The sequence below is a fragment of the Sporolituus thermophilus DSM 23256 genome (assembly GCF_900102435.1).
Taxonomy (GTDB): domain Bacteria; phylum Bacillota; class Negativicutes; order Sporomusales; family Thermosinaceae; genus Thermosinus; species Thermosinus thermophilus.
In genome coordinates this window covers 13,697-30,022 of record NZ_FNBU01000014.1, presented here as the reverse complement: position 1 = coordinate 30,022, position 16,326 = coordinate 13,697, and the positions used below count along the sequence as shown (strand labels likewise).

Below are 16,326 nucleotides of genomic sequence, written 5' to 3'. Positions count from 1 at the left end.
AGAAATGAATACAAACGGCACAACGGTTAACGGCAACTACGGAGCCCAGCAGATACAGGTGCTAGAAGGGCTGGAGGCGGTCCGCAAGCGTCCGGGCATGTATATAGGCAGTACCTCGGCGCGCGGTCTGCACCATTTGGTTTATGAAGTAGTGGATAACAGCATTGACGAAGCGCTGGCCGGTTACTGCACCAAAGTAGACGTCATCATCCATAAAGACAACAGTATTACCGTCATCGACAACGGCCGCGGCATCCCGGTGGAAATGCATGAGGTGGGCAAGCCGGCGGTAGAAGTCGTGTTAACCGTCCTCCATGCCGGCGGCAAATTTGGTGGCGAGGGGTATAAAGTTTCGGGTGGTCTTCATGGCGTGGGCGTTTCGGTCGTCAATGCCCTCAGTGAATGGCTGGAAGTGGAGGTCAAGCGGGACGGTAAAATCCACCACATGCGGTTTGAACGGGGCCGTACCGTCTCAGGTCTCAAGGTTATTGGCGCCACCAATGAAACCGGCACGACAGTAAGGTTTAAGCCGGACGGGGAAATTTTTGAGGACACGGTCTTTAATTTTGATACCCTAAAGCAGCGTTTGCGCGAACTGGCGTTTTTGAATCGCGGCATCAGTATTACCCTTACCGATGAGCGGACGGATACGCGCAAGGAATTTCAGTATGAGGGCGGTATTGTTTCGTTTGTCGAGCACTTAAATAAAAATAAAGACGTTCTCCATCCCGAACCGGTATATTTGAGCGGCAGCCGCGACACGACCGTGGTCGAAATCGCTTTTCAGTATAATGACGGTTATGTGGAGAATATCTTTTCGTTTGTCAATAACATCAATACCCAGGAAGGCGGCACCCATCTCAGCGGCTTTAAAATCGCCCTTACCCGGGCCATCAACGATTTTGCCCGTAAATTAAACATGCTGAAAGAGAATGAGGAAAATTTAAGCGGCGATGATGTGCGCGAAGGCTTGACGGCCGTCATCAGCGTCAAAATCCGCGAACCGCAGTTTGAAGGCCAGACCAAAACCAAACTGGGCAACAGCGAAGTGCGCGGCATTGTCGACGCCATCGTCAGCGAAGGTTTGAGCGAATTTTTTGAGGAAAACCCAGGCATCACCCGCAAAATCATCGAAAAGGCGCTGCTGGCCTCCCGGGCCCGCGAGGCGGCGCGCAAGGCGCGCGAACTCACCCGCCGCAAAAACGCCCTGGAAGTGAGCTCCTTGCCCGGAAAACTCGCCGACTGCACAGTCAAAGATCCGGCGCAGGCCGAGATTTACCTGGTGGAAGGCGACAGCGCCGGCGGTAGTGCCAAGCAGGGGCGCGACCGGCGGTTCCAGGCCATTCTCCCCTTGCGCGGCAAAATCCTTAACGTGGAAAAGGCCAGACTGGATAAAATTCTGAACAACGAAGAAATCCGGGCGATCGTTACCGCCGTTGGCAGCGGGATTGGCGAAGACTTTGACATTGAGAAGGCCCGCTACGGCAAAATCATCATCATGACCGACGCCGACGTGGACGGCGCCCATATCCGTACCCTGCTGCTCACCTTTTTCTACCGCTATATGCAGCCCTTAATCACCGCCGGCCATGTCTACATCGCCCAACCGCCGCTCTACTTGGTGAAAAAAGGGCGCGAACACTGGTACTTATATAGCGATGATGAACTTAACCGCCTGCTGACCCGCATCGGTCGCGACGGTATTACCGTACAGCGGTATAAGGGCCTGGGGGAAATGAATCCCGACCAGCTATGGGAAACAACCATGAACCCCGAAAACCGCACCATTCTCCAGGTTACCCTGGAAGATGCCATGGCCGCCGACGAGATTTTCTCCATCCTCATGGGCGACAAAGTAGAACCGCGGCGCAAGTTTATTGAGGAGCACGCCAAGGAAGTAAGAAACTTGGATATATAGGGAATAATAAAACAGCCCGGAAAGGGCTGTTTTATTATTCCCTATATTTAAATTAGGGGCGATGGAGCTTGCCATAAGTCCGCGTAAGCGGTGATGACTCCTACCAGGAGATAGAGTTGGTAGGATTTTTTTGCTTTTATACGGCGGTGAACACCGTCCTTAAATTCTTTTAATTACAAGATGGAGAAATCGGCGTGCTGCCCGCCACCAGGATATTCCGGTACCGTAGTAGAACAGGTATTTATACCACCCTGCTGATGAGTACCGGGCTAACGTTCGGCACGATTTCCGCTCTTTACGGCCTATCTAATAATTATATCGACGTTAATCAGTATAGTGTGCTGGTGGCGGCAGTCATCCTAAGCGCCGTGATACCGACGGTAATTGCCCAAAAGTTTTTCTTTCCTGTTCCTGGTGACGCAGAAGATACTGCTCAGCCAGAGCATATACCTGTTATAAGAGGGCAATTGGAAAGGAGCGCGGAAGATGGACGTTAAGAAAATCGTTGTCGCTTATGACGGCTCGAAGCAGAGCCAGAAAGGGTTAGAATGGGCGGTAGCCATGTCGGCCAAGTTTGGCGCTGAGGTTATCGCCGTCACCGTCGTCAAGCCACCGGAGTTTAGTCCGACCATCAGTGAAATCGACGAATTTTACGCCTATGCCGAGAAGCACTACCAACCAATGCTGGAAAAAGTCCGCAAATATGGGGAAGAATATGGCGTACCGGTAAAGACGGAACTTTTAAGAGGTCATCCCGCGGAAAGCATCGTCAAGTACGCTTTTGAAAAGAAGGCTGACCTCATTGTCACGGGAACGCGGGGGATGGGGGGCTTCAAAAACCTGGTTATCGGCAGTGTGGCGCAAAAAGTAGTTTCTTACTCGCAAGTACCGGTGCTGGTCGTTAAGTAGTAAAATATATTTAAACGGAATATAAAACGGAGGTTAGCGTCATGCCGAAAATCACTGGACAGGCAAAACGGCTTCGCATTTATATCGGCGAAACCGACCGGTATAACGGAAAGTCTTTGTATCATGCCATTGTTTTAAAAGCTAAGGAATTGGATCTGGCAGGAGCGACGGTATTTCGAGGCATAATGGGCTATGGCGCCAACAGCAGGATTCACACGGCACGCATCGTCGATTTATCGGACGACTTGCCTATCCTTATCGAAATCGTCGATAGTGAGGAATACATCAATAAAATTCTACCGTTTCTTGATGAAGTCGTTACGGAAGGGCTTGTTACGCTTGATGACGTAGAGATAATAAAATACGGGCATAAAGAGCTGAAAAGATGATCATGCCAACAAATGAAACGCCGATTTTTAGGATAGATAATAGTAAGAAGCTAATTTTAGGCTTAACGTAGCAAAAGAGGTGTAATAGATGCTGAAAATATTCTTAGTTGCGCTCGGTGGAAGCATCGGAGCAACTATGCGCTACCTTGTTTCCGACTGGACCGCCCAAAGATGGGGGGCGGATTTTCCTTATGGCACTTTGATCGTAAATGTTGTCGGCTGTTTTATTATCGGCCTGTTCATGTCACTGGTGACGGAACGCATCATCGTAAGCCCATATTGGCGGCTGCTCGTGACGGTCGGCTTTATCGGGGGGCTTACGACTTTTTCGTCTTTTAGTTATGAGACAATTAAGCTGATCAATAATGGTCAAATGACCTTTGCCCTGTATAATATCATTGCTAATTTCGTGCTGGGTTTCTTTGCCACCTGGACAGGCATCAGCCTGGCGAAATTATTTTAAGACAGAAGCCTGATTGCTTTCAGGTATCTTTTTTTATATAATATATATGAACATATATTCATATATTGGGGGTATAACGATGAAGCCATGCGAGTGCGATGTATGTGAGGAGTTGTGTGAGCATCCCCAGGTCATATGTCTGGCGAAAGCGGAGATCATTGCCGATGAGGACGCCCAGCGGGTGGCCGACCTGTTTAAAATTTTAGGGGATACGACCCGGGTAAAAATTTTACAGATTCTAGCAAAACGGGAACTGTGCGTGTGCGATATCGCCGCGGTCGTTGGCATGGGGCAGTCGGCCGTCTCCCATCAGCTGCGGCTGCTCAGAAACGCCCGGTTGGTCAAATTTCGCAAAGAAGGCAAAATGGCCTGGTATTCGCTCAACGATGAGCATATTGCTACCCTCTTGGCGCAGGGTATTGAGCATGTCAAACACGAATAAATGACAAAAAGAGAGGATGATAACGGTGACGCAGGCAGCGGGCGCGGCGCAAGCCGGGACAATGGTGTTTCAAGTCACGGGCTTTACCTGACTGGATTGCGCCGTGAAGTTTGAAAAAGACGTAGCGGCTCTCCCTGGTGTAACCAGGGCGAAAGTTAATTTCATGACCAATAAACTCGTTGTTGAAGGGGCTAGCGACATAGAAGCCATTCGGCAACTGGCAGTCAAACACAATTATACTGTCCACCCCGTTTTCGACCAAAAACCGCAGGCAGCCGTTCGGCCTAAAATTCACTGGGAGCGCCGCCGGGCTGTAGCTTCCGGTTTAACGCTGGCCATAGCCTATGGCGTAGAGAAGCTGGGCGGTTCGGCCATGGTTTTTATTCCGCTGTATATAGCGGCCATGGTGCTGGGCGGCTGGGGCAATTTCCAGAAGGCGGCCCGCTCGCTGCCGCGCGGCAGTTTTAACATGAGCGTCCTCATGAGCCTGGCCGCTATCGGCGCTTTGGCGATCGGCCAGTATGAAGAAGGCGCCTCGGTCGCCTTTCTGTACGCCATCTCGGAAATGCTCGAAGCCTGGACAATGGAAAGTGCCCGCCGCTCCATCCGCGACCTGATGGATATTATGCCGAAAGCGGCCCGGATCCGGCGCGGCGCGGCCGAAGTGGAAATACCGGTTGAAGAAATTACGGTCGGCGACATCATGATTATCCGTCCGGGCGAGAAAATCGCCATGGACGGAGTGATTATCAAAGGTCAATCCGCGGTCAACCAGGCGGCAATCACCGGCGAATCCATCCCGGTCGAAAAAGGCCCCGGCGCCGAGGTCTTCGCCGGCACGCTCAATATACACGGCTCGCTGGAAGTCCGGGTCACCAAACTGGTCCAGGACACGACCATTGCCAAAATTATTAACATGGTGGAGGAGGCCCAGGGACAGCGGGCGCCGTCCCAGGCCTTTGTCGATAAGTTTGCCGCCGTCTATACACCCATCGTCATGGCGCTGGCTGTAGGTATCGTTTTTATTCCTCCCCTGTTTTTCGGCTACGAATGGATGTCATGGATTTATCGGGGACTGGCGCTCATGGTAGTTTCTTGTCCCTGTGCCCTGGTCGTGTCTACACCGGTGGCGATTGTCAGCGCCATCGCCAACGCGGCGAAAAACGGCGTTCTCATTAAAGGCGGCATATACTTGGAAGCAATGGGAACACTTTCGGCCATCGCCTTCGACAAGACAGGAACACTGACCAAGGGCGAGCCGGTCGTCACCGATATTGTTTCCGTCGGGGGACGGCCGGAAGATAACCTGTTGAAACTGGCTGCTGACATAGAGGCCCGGTCGGAGCATCCTCTGGCTGTCGCCATCATGCGGGCGGCAGAGGCCAAAGGATTACCCATTCAGCCGGTAGAAGATTTCGTAGCCATTACCGGCAGCGGCGCCCGCGGCACGGTCGACGGGCAGGCGGTTTATATCGGCAACCCGCGCCTGTTTGCCGAATTGGGTCTGTCCATAGCCCCGATGGCCGAGGCCGTCAAGCGTTTGCAGGGTGAAGGTAAAACGGTTATGATCATGGGGACCCAAGATACTATCTTAGGCGTTATCGCCGTGGCTGACGCGGTGCGCGACAATAGCGCCGCTACAATCGCCGCGCTAAAACAGGCGGGTATCCGGCATACCATCATGTTGACTGGTGATAACACCTTGGCTGCGCAAGCGATGGCCGCGCGGGTAGGCGTGGACGAATTCCGGGCCGAACTATTACCGCAGGAGAAAATGACGGCCGTGCAGGAACTGCTTAATAAATACGGCCAAGTAGCCATGGTTGGCGACGGCATTAACGATGCCCCGGCGCTAGCCTTGTCCACGGTAGGCGTTGCGATGGGCGGCGCCGGCACGGATACGGCTCTTGAAACGGCGGATATCGTCCTTATGGCCGACGATCTGAGCAAACTGCCTTTTCTTATTCGTTTAAGCCGCAAAGCGTTGGCGGTCATTCGGCAGAACATCACCTTTTCCCTTGTAATTAAAGCGATAGCGGTGCTGGCCGTATTTCCCGGCTGGCTGACGCTATGGCTGGCGATTCTGGCCGATATGGGCGCATCCATCCTGGTCACACTTAACAGTCTGCGGCTCTTGCAGGTAAAACCACAGCAGAGGGCTGGACAGCAAAGTTCCTAATTTGTTCCGAATTTGTCCCTATTTTGGCCATAAATGCTGAATATAATAAAAGCAAACAAAATTCAAGGAGGCTGAGAATATGAAAAAAGTCGTTCTATTTACCCTGGTGGCCCTGCTGGTTGTCGCCTTTGCCGGGTCGGTTCTCGCCGCGCCGGGGCAAGGTCCGGGTCCGGCTGGGTGGTACTGCCCCTGGTATGGCGCCAATGCTGCTAACCTGACCGATGAACAAAAAGCGCAGATCGCCGACTGGGGTAAACAAATGCTGGAGCTCAGAAAGCAAATGCTGGCCAAACAGGTCGAGTGGGGCTGGATTACCCAGGCCCAGGCCGATCAGATGATTGCCGCCATGGAGCAGCATATTACTGACGGTGCGTATCCCGGCTGCGGCATGGGAATGCGCGGCATGATGGGGCCCGGCATGGGAATGCGCGGTGGCATGATGGCCCCGATTGCCCCTGCGCAACGTTAATATGACAATAAGCAAAAACTAACCTAAGGTAAAAAGAGTCTGTCGCCGGTAGCGCGGTCAGACTCTTTTGCCATAATGACAGCTATGGTATAGTGAAAGTAAACGGTCGCGGGAGGGGGGAGTTTGTGACCGGGAAAACGGTATTGATTGTCGACGACGAGAAACAAATCCGGGAGCTCTTAGCTATCTATTTTACGCAGGCAGGATTTACGGTCGCCGAAGCCGCCAATGGGGCCGAGGCCCTGATTAAAGTAGAACAGGTTAAGCCGGATATCGTTATTCTTGATATTATGATGCCGGTTCTTGATGGCTTTGAGGTTTGCCAGCAAATCCGTAAATATTCGACTGTACCAATTATCATGTTAACCTCCCGGACGGAGGACGATGACCGGATCATGGGACTGGAAATCGGCGCTGACGACTATGTGACAAAACCTTTCAATCCCAAAGAAGTGGTCGCCCGCGTCAAAGCCATTCTCCGCCGTACTGCCGCCCCGCAGCAGTATACGCAGGCAGATATTCTCCGTTTTCCGGAACTGGAAATAAACATGGCCGAGCACACGGTCATTGCGTTTGGTAAGCCGGTTGCGTTGGCCAATAAAGAAAGGGAAGTATTATGGCAGCTTGCCTCCCATGCCGGCAAGGTATTGTCACGGGAGCAGCTTTTGGAATTAGTATGGGATTATAGCTACTGCGGCGATACCCGTACGGTAGACACGCATGTGAAGCGCTTGCGCAAGAAGCTGGGGGTTGGCCCGCATTCGCCGTGGGATATTAAAACAGTATGGGGCATTGGTTACAAGTTTGAGGTGCGAAAATGAAATTTTCCCTGAAATATAAACTGCTGATTAGCTTTATGGCCGTTGTTATCGTGGTATTGACGGGCGTGACCGTAGGTGGGTCGGTGCTGATTCGCGATTATTTTGTTAACGCGAAGCGGCGCGAATTGACGGACAAAGCCTATGAAATGGCCCGGGTGGTCAACAATTACTTTGACGGGCGCATCACGCACAGTCAACTGCACGATTTCGTCAACAGCGCCGATAGCTTTTTGGATGCCCGGATATGGGTGGTGGACAATGACCTCAATCTGGTGACAGTGTCCGAAGAACGGCCCAGTGACGGCTATGGCAAGCGTAGGCCAGCGGCAGGAATAAAGCCCAGCCCGATGCGGATGAGGGAAAATAGTGACCTCCCTGGCATTCTCCGGCAGCGGATGGGTCCGCTATGGCAATTACGGCAGCCAAGCCAGCAGCGAGAGCAACAACCAGACCAGGAAAACCTTGCCGGTAAACTGTCGGCCGGTGCGCAAAGTCAACCCAGGTGGGACGGCGAAGAAAATTGTGGCCCAAGCAGCATGGAAATGGGCAACTGGCAGCAGGCCAGTTCTGGCATGGGTATGCGGGGGCGGCTTGCTGCGTCTGGCAATAGCCAGGCGCAAACGATCCAGCCGCCGGCAAGCCAACCGTCAGCGTCTACTGACGCGAGTCTCCAGGCCGGGAAAAATGCGGACAATCCCATCGTACTCGATGTGGGGAAGGGGCGGCAGCAAAGTAGCACCGCGGCTGTCAGCCTTGCCGACATAAAGGGGATGGCGGGGCTTATCCAGGAGATAAAAGAAAATAGCGGCAAAACCTGGGCCAAAACTTACTATCACCCTTACTATGAAGAAAACATGCTGATGGTTGCCGTGCCGCTTAAACGAACAGACGGGACAATTAGCGGCACAGTCATGGTTAATGCTCCGCTTGACGATATCAACGGGTTTTTGCAAAAAATCTATTATTACATTGGTATCGCCGGTCTGGCGGCCATCTTGTTAGCTGCCTTGCTGTCCGGCTATCTGGCAGGCGGCATCGTACAGCCATTACGGGCCATGCAGCAAACGGCGGCGGCGATGGCGCGCGGCGATTATACCACCAGGATCCGAGTAACCAGCCGGGATGAAGTTGGCGATTTGGGGCAGTCATTGAACGCTCTGGCCCAAGATATGGAAGAATATGTGCGCCGGATGGAGCAGCTGGATAAAATGCGGCGGGACTTTGTAGCCAACGTGTCGCATGAACTGCGGACGCCGCTCACGATCATGCACGGCTACAATCAGGCGCTCCAGGACGGCACCATCACCGATCCGGCGCTGGTAAAGAAATACCACCGGGTTATGGGCGAAGAAATTTTGCGCCTGGAAAAGCTTATCGCCGATCTGCTTGATTTAAGCCGGCTGCAGGCGAATGGCCTTACGCTTGATATTGAAGAGGTATCGTTGGCCGAAATTGTCGATAATGTCGTTACCCTGCTAAAACCGCGCAGCGAGGAAAAAGGGGTGGCACTGGCCGCCTCCGTGGCACCCGGCGTACCGCCCATCCAGGGCGACGGCGACCGGCTGACCCAGCTGGCGCTCATTCTGGTGGACAATGCCCTTAAGTTTACGCCCCCAGGCGGCCGGATCAACATTGACCTTACGGTACAAGACGGGGAGGAAGTGCTGACCGTCGCCGACACCGGCACAGGCATTGCGCCGGAGGACTTGCCGTATATCTGGGAACGGTTCTATAAAGGGGATAAATCACGGGCCAGCAGCGGCACCGGTCTGGGCCTGGCTATTGCCAGACAGATCATCGAGCTGCACGGCGCTAAGGTAGACGTGACCAGCCGCCCTGGCGAAGGCACGGTGTTTACCATCCGGTTCCCGCTTGAAAAAAGGATTAATTAAAATAAATAATTAAGCGTCTGCCTGGGAAGGGTAGACGCTTTTTTTTGTGACGAGGCTTCTATATTGGCGGTAATAATCTTCCGGCCCTGGCGGCGTTTGGCGGCTTTAAAAGATTTGGCGAAAGGCAAAAAGATCCGTATTGGCGCTTACGCCCAGCCGGCGGCGGAAATAGGCGATGGTTGCCCTCAGGCCGTCATCGAGCGATACCGACGGTTGCCAGCCAAGTTTGCTCCTTGCCAGCGAAATGTCAGGCCGGCGCCGCTGAGGGTCGTCAGGTGGCAGCGGACGGAAAACAAGCCGGGAGCGGGCGTCTGTAAGCTGCAGCACTTTTTTGGCCAGTTCAAGGATGGTAAATTCGTCCGGATTGCCGAGATTAACCGGGCCAATAAACCCTTTTTCGGTAGCCATCATGCGCACGAGGCCGTCGACCAGATCGGTGATGTAACAGAACGATCGGGTTTGGTCGCCAGTTCCGTAGATGGTAAGATCTTCCTCTTTTAGCGCCTGCACGATAAAGTTACTTATTACCCGCCCGTCCTCGGGGTGCATATTCGGGCCATAGGTATTAAAAATGCGGACAATTTTTATATCCAGGCCATACTGGCGCTGATACTCGAAACACAGCGTTTCGGCGCAGCGCTTGCCTTCGTCGTAGCAACTGCGTTTACCGATGGGATTGACGTTTCCCCAGTAGTCCTCCCGCTGGGGGTGAACGAGCGGGTCGCCGTACACTTCCGACGTCGAGGCTTGCAGCATTTTCGCCTCCTGGGAAAGGGCGAGCCCCAGCATGTGCATTGTTCCCAGGATGTTGGTCTTAATCGTCCGGATCGGGTCAGTTTGGTAATGGGGCGGACTGGCCGGACAGGCCAGGTTGTAAATTTCGTCTATTTCAAGATTTAGGGGCGTAGCCACATCCTGGTTGATCAGCGTAAACCGGGGAATGTTAAAAAGGTCAGCTACGTTAGCTTCTGACCCGGTAGAAAAATTGTCCAGACAGATCACTTGGTGTCCTTGACTGAGCAGCCGCCTGCATAAATGGGAGCCGATGAAGCCGGCGCCGCCGGTGATCAGGATGCGTTTAGACACAATAGCCCCTCCCAATGCAGTAATACTCAAAGCCTAAGGCCGCCATCCCGACCGGGTCGTACTGGTTGCGGCCGTCAAATATAAGCGGTTGCCGTAGCCGGCGTTTCATTTCGGCAAAATCAGGCTGGGTAAACTCTTGCCATTCGGTGACGAGAATAAGGGCGTCAGCGTCGTCAAGGGCGGCCATCTTGTTTTCGGCGTAAAAAAGCCGGCCGCCGCAACCGGTCAACGCCACTTTAGCCTGCGGGATGGCCTGCGGATCATAGGCCGTTATGGTGGCCCCCCGGTGCACAAGCGACCTAATAATGGCCAGCGCCGGCGCTTCGCGGATATCGTCCGTTTCGGGCTTAAACGCCAAGCCCCAGAGAGCAAATTTTTTCTGCGCCAGATTGTCACCAAAATAGCGGCCAATCATCTCCGCCAGATAGTGTTTCTGGCGTTCATTTACCTGATCCACGGCCTGGATAATGGCCATTTCCAGGCCATATTTGCGCCCAGTATGAATGAGTTCTTTCACGTCTTTTGGAAAACACGATCCGCCGTAACCGGCGCCGGCATCCAGAAACTGCAGGCCGATCCGACCGTCGGCTCCCATTCCCTGCCTGACGCGGTTCACATCGGCGCCAACCTTATCGCACAAGCGGGCGATTTCGTTCATAAAGCTGATACGGGTGGCTAGCATGGCGTTGGCGGCATACTTTGTGAGTTCGGCGGATTTTATGTCCATTATCAATAGCGGGTGCTGGTCGCGCACAATAGGTTGATATAATTCCTTCATTATTTTCGCGGCCTCATTACTATCAGTGCCAATAACCACCCGGTCAGGACGCATAAAATCGTTGATCGCTCTGCCTTCTCGAAGAAACTCCGGGTTCGAAACTACCGCAAACGTTACGTTTTCCTGACCGCGCCGCTTTAGCTCCTGGGCAATAATGCTTCGTACTATCTCCGCCGTACCTACCGGTACCGTAGACTTATTGACCACAATCAGGTGATGGTCAAGCAGTTGTCCGATTTCCTGGGCGACGGTATAGACCTGGGACAAATCGGCCGCCCCATCGGCCCGCGGCGGTGTACCGACCGTAATGAAGCAGAGCTCTGCTTGTGCCAGCGCCGGCTGCAAGGCGGCTGAAAAATGAAGCCGGCCGTTGGCTACGTTTTTCGCTACCATTTCCGGCAGGCCCGGTTCATAGATCGGCAAAAGGCCGGCCTCCAAGTTAGTGATTTTCGCCTCATCCTTATCGACACACCACACTGTGTTGCCTATCTCAGCAAAGCAGGCGCCCGCCACCAACCCGACATATCCTGTTCCCACGACAGCAATCTTCATAATAACGCTCCTGACGGCAAAAATCTTTTTATCACTCAGTTCATCGTATTCACCAGGGTGGTGAAGGGTTACTCCGCTCACACCTGTGCAGCGGTTGAATAAGATGGTAGGAGGACTGAGGATTTGCCGGAGGTGCAGTATGGATGATTTTTCGTTAACAACGCCAGTGGCGTTTTTCATTTTCAACCGACCTGACACGACGACGCGGGTTTTTGAACAAATCCGTCAGGCCAAACCGGCGAAACTACTGGTAGTTGCCGACGGTCCGCGGGTTGGGCAGCCGGCCGACGGTGCAAAATGCGCCGCTACCCGGGCCATTATCGATCAAGTCGACTGGGACTGCGAGGTCCTGACCAATTATGCGGACGTGAACTTGGGCTGCAAGATCAGGATGGCAACCGGGCTGGACTGGGTTTTCAGCACGGTAGATGAAGCCATCATTCTCGAGCATGATACCTTGCCCCACCCGTCTTTCTTCCGGTATTGCCAGGAACTATTGGAGCATTACCGGGATGATAAACGCATTATGACAATTTCCGGCTGCAACTTTCAGTTTGGCCGGCGGCGGACCGGTTACAGCTACTACTTTTCCCGCTGTGTCCACTGTTGGGGTTGGGCAACGTGGCGGCGTGCCTGGCAGTATTACGATGTGGGCATGGTCCTCTGGCCCGAGGTGGCCGGCGGCGGCTGGCTGGCGTCCGTCCTGAGCGATAGGGCGGCTGCCGCTTATTGGTACCGCATTTTTGAACTAACCTACCGCGGCTATGTTAACACCTGGGATTACCAGTGGGTTTTTACCTGCTGGAGCCAAAACAGCCTTACCATCATTCCAAATGTTAACCTGGTGGCTAACATCGGTTTTGGTGCCGAGGGGATCCATACTACCAACTGCTGTTCCCGGGTTGCCAATCTACCGACCGAACCGATGAATTTTCCGCTGCGTCATCCGCCGTTCATGCTGCGGGATACGGTGGCCGACGACTTTACCCAGCAGTTATACAATACCGGCGAAATGTAAAAAGACGAGGAGGAAAATGGGTATGCTAAAACATTTGCGTGTTGGCATTCCGGTCGTGGGCGGAAAAGGCTGGCTTGGCGGCGTTTCCCATATGGAGCTGCATGTTAAGGCGCTGGCATCCCTACCGCGCGAGGAGCGGCCCCAACTTTTTCTGGTAATTACTAACGATACGCTTGATGGCTTTGCTTGCTACCGCCCGTTTGCCGCCTTGTTCGACGGCCTTATCTACATAGGGGCTGATATTGGTGCAGCGTCCGCCGCTACTGATTTGCCGCTGATCCATTGCGTGGATTGGGACGATTTATTTACCCAGATCGATTTCTTGTTTCCCGTCAGCTTCAATGTGCTTCCCGGTAGGTGTGCGGCATCATGGATTCACGATTTTCAGCACAAATACTTGCCTGGTTTTTTTTCTAAGCAGGACATTGCGCTGCGGGATGAATTATGCCGCCGCATTGCCGACAAGGCGCGCCTGGTTTTTTGCAGCAGCCGGGCGGTGGAACGCGACTTTTGGCGCTTTTTCCCCCACTCGAAGGCCGTGACCAGAGTGCTGCCTCTAAAGGTAGCGCCGGAAGCAGCGTGGTATGCCGGCGACCCGGCTGCGGTCCAGGCGAAATACTGCCTGCCGGACCGGTTTGTCCTCTGCTGCAACCAGTTCTGGGTCCACAAAAATCACCGGCTATTGTTTGCGGCAATCGCCCTTTTGCGCCAGGCCGGGCAGGAGGTTCATCTGGTTTGCACCGGATTGACCGACGATTTTCGCCATCCCGGCTATATGGAAGAATTAAACCAGTATATAAAAGAACTGGGCGTCCCCGATTTGGTCCACATTTTGGGGCAAATACCCCGGCACGAGCAAATTCAGCTTATCCGGCGCAGCCTGTTTGTCGTGCAGCCTTCGCTGTTTGAGGGGTTAAGCCTTATCGTGCAGGAGTGCCGGGCCTTAGGCAAGCCCCTTATCCTTTCCGACCTGGATGTCCATCTGGAGCATGAATACGGCATTTATTTTAAACGTACCGATGCCCATGACCTGGCTGCCAAAATGGCCGCACTGCTGGCAGTCTCCCGGCCTGGTCCGGACACTGCGCGGGAAACAGAGGCCAGGCTGCAGGCCGCCGGTTTAACCGCCGCCTACGGTCAAGCCTTCTGTCAGCTGGTTGAAGAGGCGATAGCGCTGTTTGGGAAAAAGGCGGCGCCGGCGAGATAAGCGCCACAGGCGTGGTACTCGCGCCGGCCGTTGCCTTATCCTCTGTATCCGCCGCCGGTACCGGCAAGGACAAGGCAATGCGGGCGATGGGAGGGGGCAATAACCAATGAAAAAAGCGCTCATTACCGGGATCACCGGCCAGGACGGGGCGTATTTGGCGGAATTTTTACTAAAAAAAGGTTACGAGGTCCACGGCGTCAAACGGCGGGCCTCGCTGTTCAATACCGGGCGGATTGAACACTTGTACCGGGACCCGCACGAAACTAATGTGAATTTTTTCCTGCATTACGGCGATTTGACCGATGCTGCCAATCTCATCCGGATTATGCAGGAGGTGCAGCCCGACGAAGTCTATAATCTGGCGGCCCAAAGTCATGTAAAAGTTTCCTTTGAAACGCCGGAATATACGGCCAGCTGCGATGCGATCGGGACGTTGCGGCTTTTAGAAGCTATCCGCATCTTGGGACTGACGGAAAAAGTGCGCTTTTATCAGGCCTCGACCAGTGAACTGTTCGGCAAAGTCCAGGAAGTGCCGCAGCGGGAAACCACTCCCTTTTACCCCCGCAGCCCTTACGCCGCCGCCAAGCTGTATGCCTACTGGATTACCGTCAATTACCGGGAAGCCTATAACATCTTTGCCTGTAACGGCATTCTGTTTAATCACGAATCGCCGCTTAGGGGCGAAACCTTCGTTACCCGCAAAATTACCAGGGGCGTGGCCCGCATCAAGTTGGGACTAGAGGACACGTTGTATTTGGGCAATTTAAACGCCAAGCGCGACTGGGGGTTTGCCGGCGATTACGTGGAAGCCATGTGGCTGATGCTGCAGCAAGACCGCCCCGACGACTACGTCATTGCCACCGGCGAAAGCCATTCCATCCGCGAATTCGTCGAGCTGGCGTTTGCCAATGTCGGCACCAAGATTGACTGGCGCGGCGCCGGTCTTGACGAAGTAGGCGTGGACAGCGCTACCGGCCAGGTGCTGGTCAGAGTCGATCCCCGCTATTTCCGGCCCACGGAAGTTGACCTATTGCTTGGTGACGCGGCCAAAGCCAGGGCCAAGCTAGGATGGACGCCGAAAGTTACCTTTCCCGAACTGGTAAAAATGATGGTGCAGGCCGACCTGGAGCAAGCCAGACGGGACGTCTTATGCCAGAAACATGGTTTTCCGGTTAGCAGTTATGCCGAATAACATAAAAAAGGCGGCTGCCGCCGTATTTTCCGCGGCTGTAGCCGCCTTTTCCGATGGCATCCCGCCTTTAATTTAAACAGTCTTTAAACCAACGGTATGTTTTCTCAATCCCCTCGCGCAGGCCGGTTTTCGCCTGCCAGCCCAGTCGGTTAATTTTCGTTACGTCGAGCAGTTTCTGAAAGGTGCCGTCCGGTTTCGTCCGGTCGTAAACGATATCGCCGTTAAAACCGACGATTTCCCGGATAAGTTCGGCCAATTCGCGAATGGTGATGTCCGTCCCGGTTCCCACATTGATAATTTCTTCGTCGTTATAATTTTGCATCAAAAAACAGCACGCTTCGGCCAAATCATCGACATAGAGAAACTCGCGCCGCGGGTTGCCGCTGCCCCAGACGGTAACAGCGCTCATGCCGGCGGCTTTGGCCTCATGGAATTTGCGCAGCAGGGCCGGCAGCACATGCGAAGTCTCTAAATCAAAGTTATCGTTTATACCGTATAGGTTGGCCGGCATGACCGCAATAAAGTTAGCGCCGTATTGCCGGCGGTAGGCCTGACATAACTTAACCCCGGCAATTTTCGCCACCGCATACCATTCATTGGTCGGTTCAAGTTCGCCGGTAAGCAAATATTCCTCTTTTAACGGCTGGCGGGCGTATTTGGGATAGATGCAGGAACTGCCTAAGAAAAGCAGTTTTTTCACACCGTAGCAATAGGCGGCATGAATGACATTCGTCGCGATTGCCAGGTTATCATAAATAAACTCGGCGGGATGGCGATTATTAGCCAAAATCCCGCCGACCTTGGCGGCGGCGAGAAAGACGTATTCCGGGCGGGAGGCGCGGAAAAACGCGTCGACGACGGCCTGGTAGCGCAGATCCAGTTCGGCGCTGGTGCGGGTAATGAGGTTATCATAGCCTTGGCTACGCAGCTCGCGGACAATGGCCGAGCCTACCAGGCCGCGGTGGCCGGCTACATAGATCTTTGCGTCTTTGCGCATAGCGACACCTCCCT

General features: G+C 53.8%; 16 protein-coding genes and 1 riboswitch. Of the genes, 13 read left to right on the top strand and 3 right to left on the bottom strand.

The genetic code is table 11. The features are described 5' to 3' along the window. The first annotated feature begins 4 nt into the window (after window positions 1-4). The 10 genes from gyrB to BLQ99_RS09255 all read left to right on the top strand — a co-directional run bounded on the left by gyrB (window position 5) and on the right by BLQ99_RS09255 (window position 9,482). Window positions 5-1,918, top strand: coding sequence for a DNA topoisomerase (ATP-hydrolyzing) subunit B (gene gyrB, locus BLQ99_RS09300; RefSeq protein WP_093690320.1), 1,914 nt, complete (start codon window positions 5-7; stop codon window positions 1,916-1,918). Between the two features lie 48 nt (window positions 1,919-1,966). After that, window positions 1,967-2,028, top strand: a riboswitch (Fluoride riboswitch). Window positions 2,029-2,112: 84 nt separating this feature from the next. Next, the gene (locus BLQ99_RS09295; protein ID WP_216093654.1) at window positions 2,113-2,415 is read left to right on the top strand and encodes a hypothetical protein; all 303 of its coding nucleotides are present in this window, start codon (window positions 2,113-2,115) and stop codon (window positions 2,413-2,415) included. Beyond that, window positions 2,405-2,827: a universal stress protein gene (locus tag BLQ99_RS09290; protein WP_093690318.1), complete on the top strand. Its 423-nt coding sequence runs from the start codon at window positions 2,405-2,407 to the stop codon at window positions 2,825-2,827. Before BLQ99_RS09295 ends, BLQ99_RS09290 begins: the two co-directional genes overlap by 11 nt. Before the next feature lie 41 nt (window positions 2,828-2,868). Next, entirely contained in the window at window positions 2,869-3,216 is a 348-nt protein-coding gene (locus BLQ99_RS09285; protein WP_093690316.1) for a DUF190 domain-containing protein, read from the top strand. Window positions 3,217-3,304: 88 nt separating this feature from the next. Beyond that, window positions 3,305-3,679, top strand: coding sequence for a fluoride efflux transporter CrcB (gene crcB, locus BLQ99_RS09280; protein WP_093690314.1), 375 nt, complete (start codon window positions 3,305-3,307; stop codon window positions 3,677-3,679). Between the two features lie 79 nt (window positions 3,680-3,758). Next, entirely contained in the window at window positions 3,759-4,121 is a 363-nt protein-coding gene (locus BLQ99_RS09275) for an ArsR/SmtB family transcription factor (RefSeq protein ID WP_093690312.1), read from the top strand. 103 nt (window positions 4,122-4,224) lie between these two features. Beyond that, on the top strand, window positions 4,225-6,300 hold the full coding sequence (locus tag BLQ99_RS09270) for a heavy metal translocating P-type ATPase (protein WP_483880754.1): 2,076 nt from the start codon (window positions 4,225-4,227) through the stop codon (window positions 6,298-6,300). A 79-nt stretch (window positions 6,301-6,379) separates the two neighbouring features. After that, window positions 6,380-6,769 carry a YckD family protein gene (locus BLQ99_RS09265; RefSeq protein WP_093690308.1) on the top strand — a complete coding sequence of 130 codons (390 nt, stop codon included), beginning with the start codon at window positions 6,380-6,382 and terminating at the stop codon, window positions 6,767-6,769. Between the two features lie 125 nt (window positions 6,770-6,894). Further along, the gene (locus BLQ99_RS09260) at window positions 6,895-7,590 is read left to right on the top strand and encodes a response regulator transcription factor (RefSeq protein WP_093690306.1); all 696 of its coding nucleotides are present in this window, start codon (window positions 6,895-6,897) and stop codon (window positions 7,588-7,590) included. Then, window positions 7,587-9,482, top strand: coding sequence for a sensor histidine kinase (locus tag BLQ99_RS09255; RefSeq protein WP_093690304.1), 1,896 nt, complete (start codon window positions 7,587-7,589; stop codon window positions 9,480-9,482). The genes BLQ99_RS09260 and BLQ99_RS09255 overlap by 4 nt, the downstream gene beginning before the upstream one ends. 105 nt (window positions 9,483-9,587) lie before the next feature. Here the strand turns inward: BLQ99_RS09255 and BLQ99_RS09250 are convergent, their stop codons facing one another. After that, window positions 9,588-10,568, bottom strand: coding sequence for a UDP-glucuronic acid decarboxylase family protein (locus BLQ99_RS09250; RefSeq protein WP_093690302.1), 981 nt, complete (start codon window positions 10,566-10,568; stop codon window positions 9,588-9,590). After that, the gene (locus BLQ99_RS09245) at window positions 10,561-12,078 is read right to left on the bottom strand and encodes a UDP-glucose dehydrogenase family protein (RefSeq protein ID WP_245690396.1); all 1,518 of its coding nucleotides are present in this window, start codon (window positions 12,076-12,078) and stop codon (window positions 10,561-10,563) included. The genes BLQ99_RS09250 and BLQ99_RS09245 overlap by 8 nt, the downstream gene beginning before the upstream one ends. On the opposite strand from BLQ99_RS09245, the gene BLQ99_RS09240 reads away from it, so the two are divergent. From BLQ99_RS09240 to gmd, 3 genes are all read left to right on the top strand, one after another. Further along, on the top strand, window positions 12,038-12,916 hold the full coding sequence (locus BLQ99_RS09240; RefSeq protein ID WP_093690298.1) for a hemolytic protein HlpA-like protein: 879 nt from the start codon (window positions 12,038-12,040) through the stop codon (window positions 12,914-12,916). The genes BLQ99_RS09245 and BLQ99_RS09240 overlap by 41 nt on opposite strands. A 22-nt stretch (window positions 12,917-12,938) precedes the next feature. After that, window positions 12,939-14,123, top strand: coding sequence for a glycosyltransferase (locus tag BLQ99_RS09235; RefSeq protein ID WP_171904643.1), 1,185 nt, complete (start codon window positions 12,939-12,941; stop codon window positions 14,121-14,123). 106 nt (window positions 14,124-14,229) lie between these two features. Further along, window positions 14,230-15,315 carry a GDP-mannose 4,6-dehydratase gene (gene gmd, locus BLQ99_RS09230; protein WP_093690294.1) on the top strand — a complete coding sequence of 362 codons (1,086 nt, stop codon included), beginning with the start codon at window positions 14,230-14,232 and terminating at the stop codon, window positions 15,313-15,315. A gap of 67 nt (window positions 15,316-15,382) precedes the next feature. Here the strand turns inward: gmd and fcl are convergent, their stop codons facing one another. Beyond that, window positions 15,383-16,312 (bottom strand): GDP-L-fucose synthase, encoded by a 930-nt coding sequence (gene fcl / locus BLQ99_RS09225; RefSeq protein ID WP_093690292.1) that lies wholly within the window; start codon window positions 16,310-16,312, stop codon window positions 15,383-15,385. Window positions 16,313-16,326: the final 14 nt, after the last annotated feature.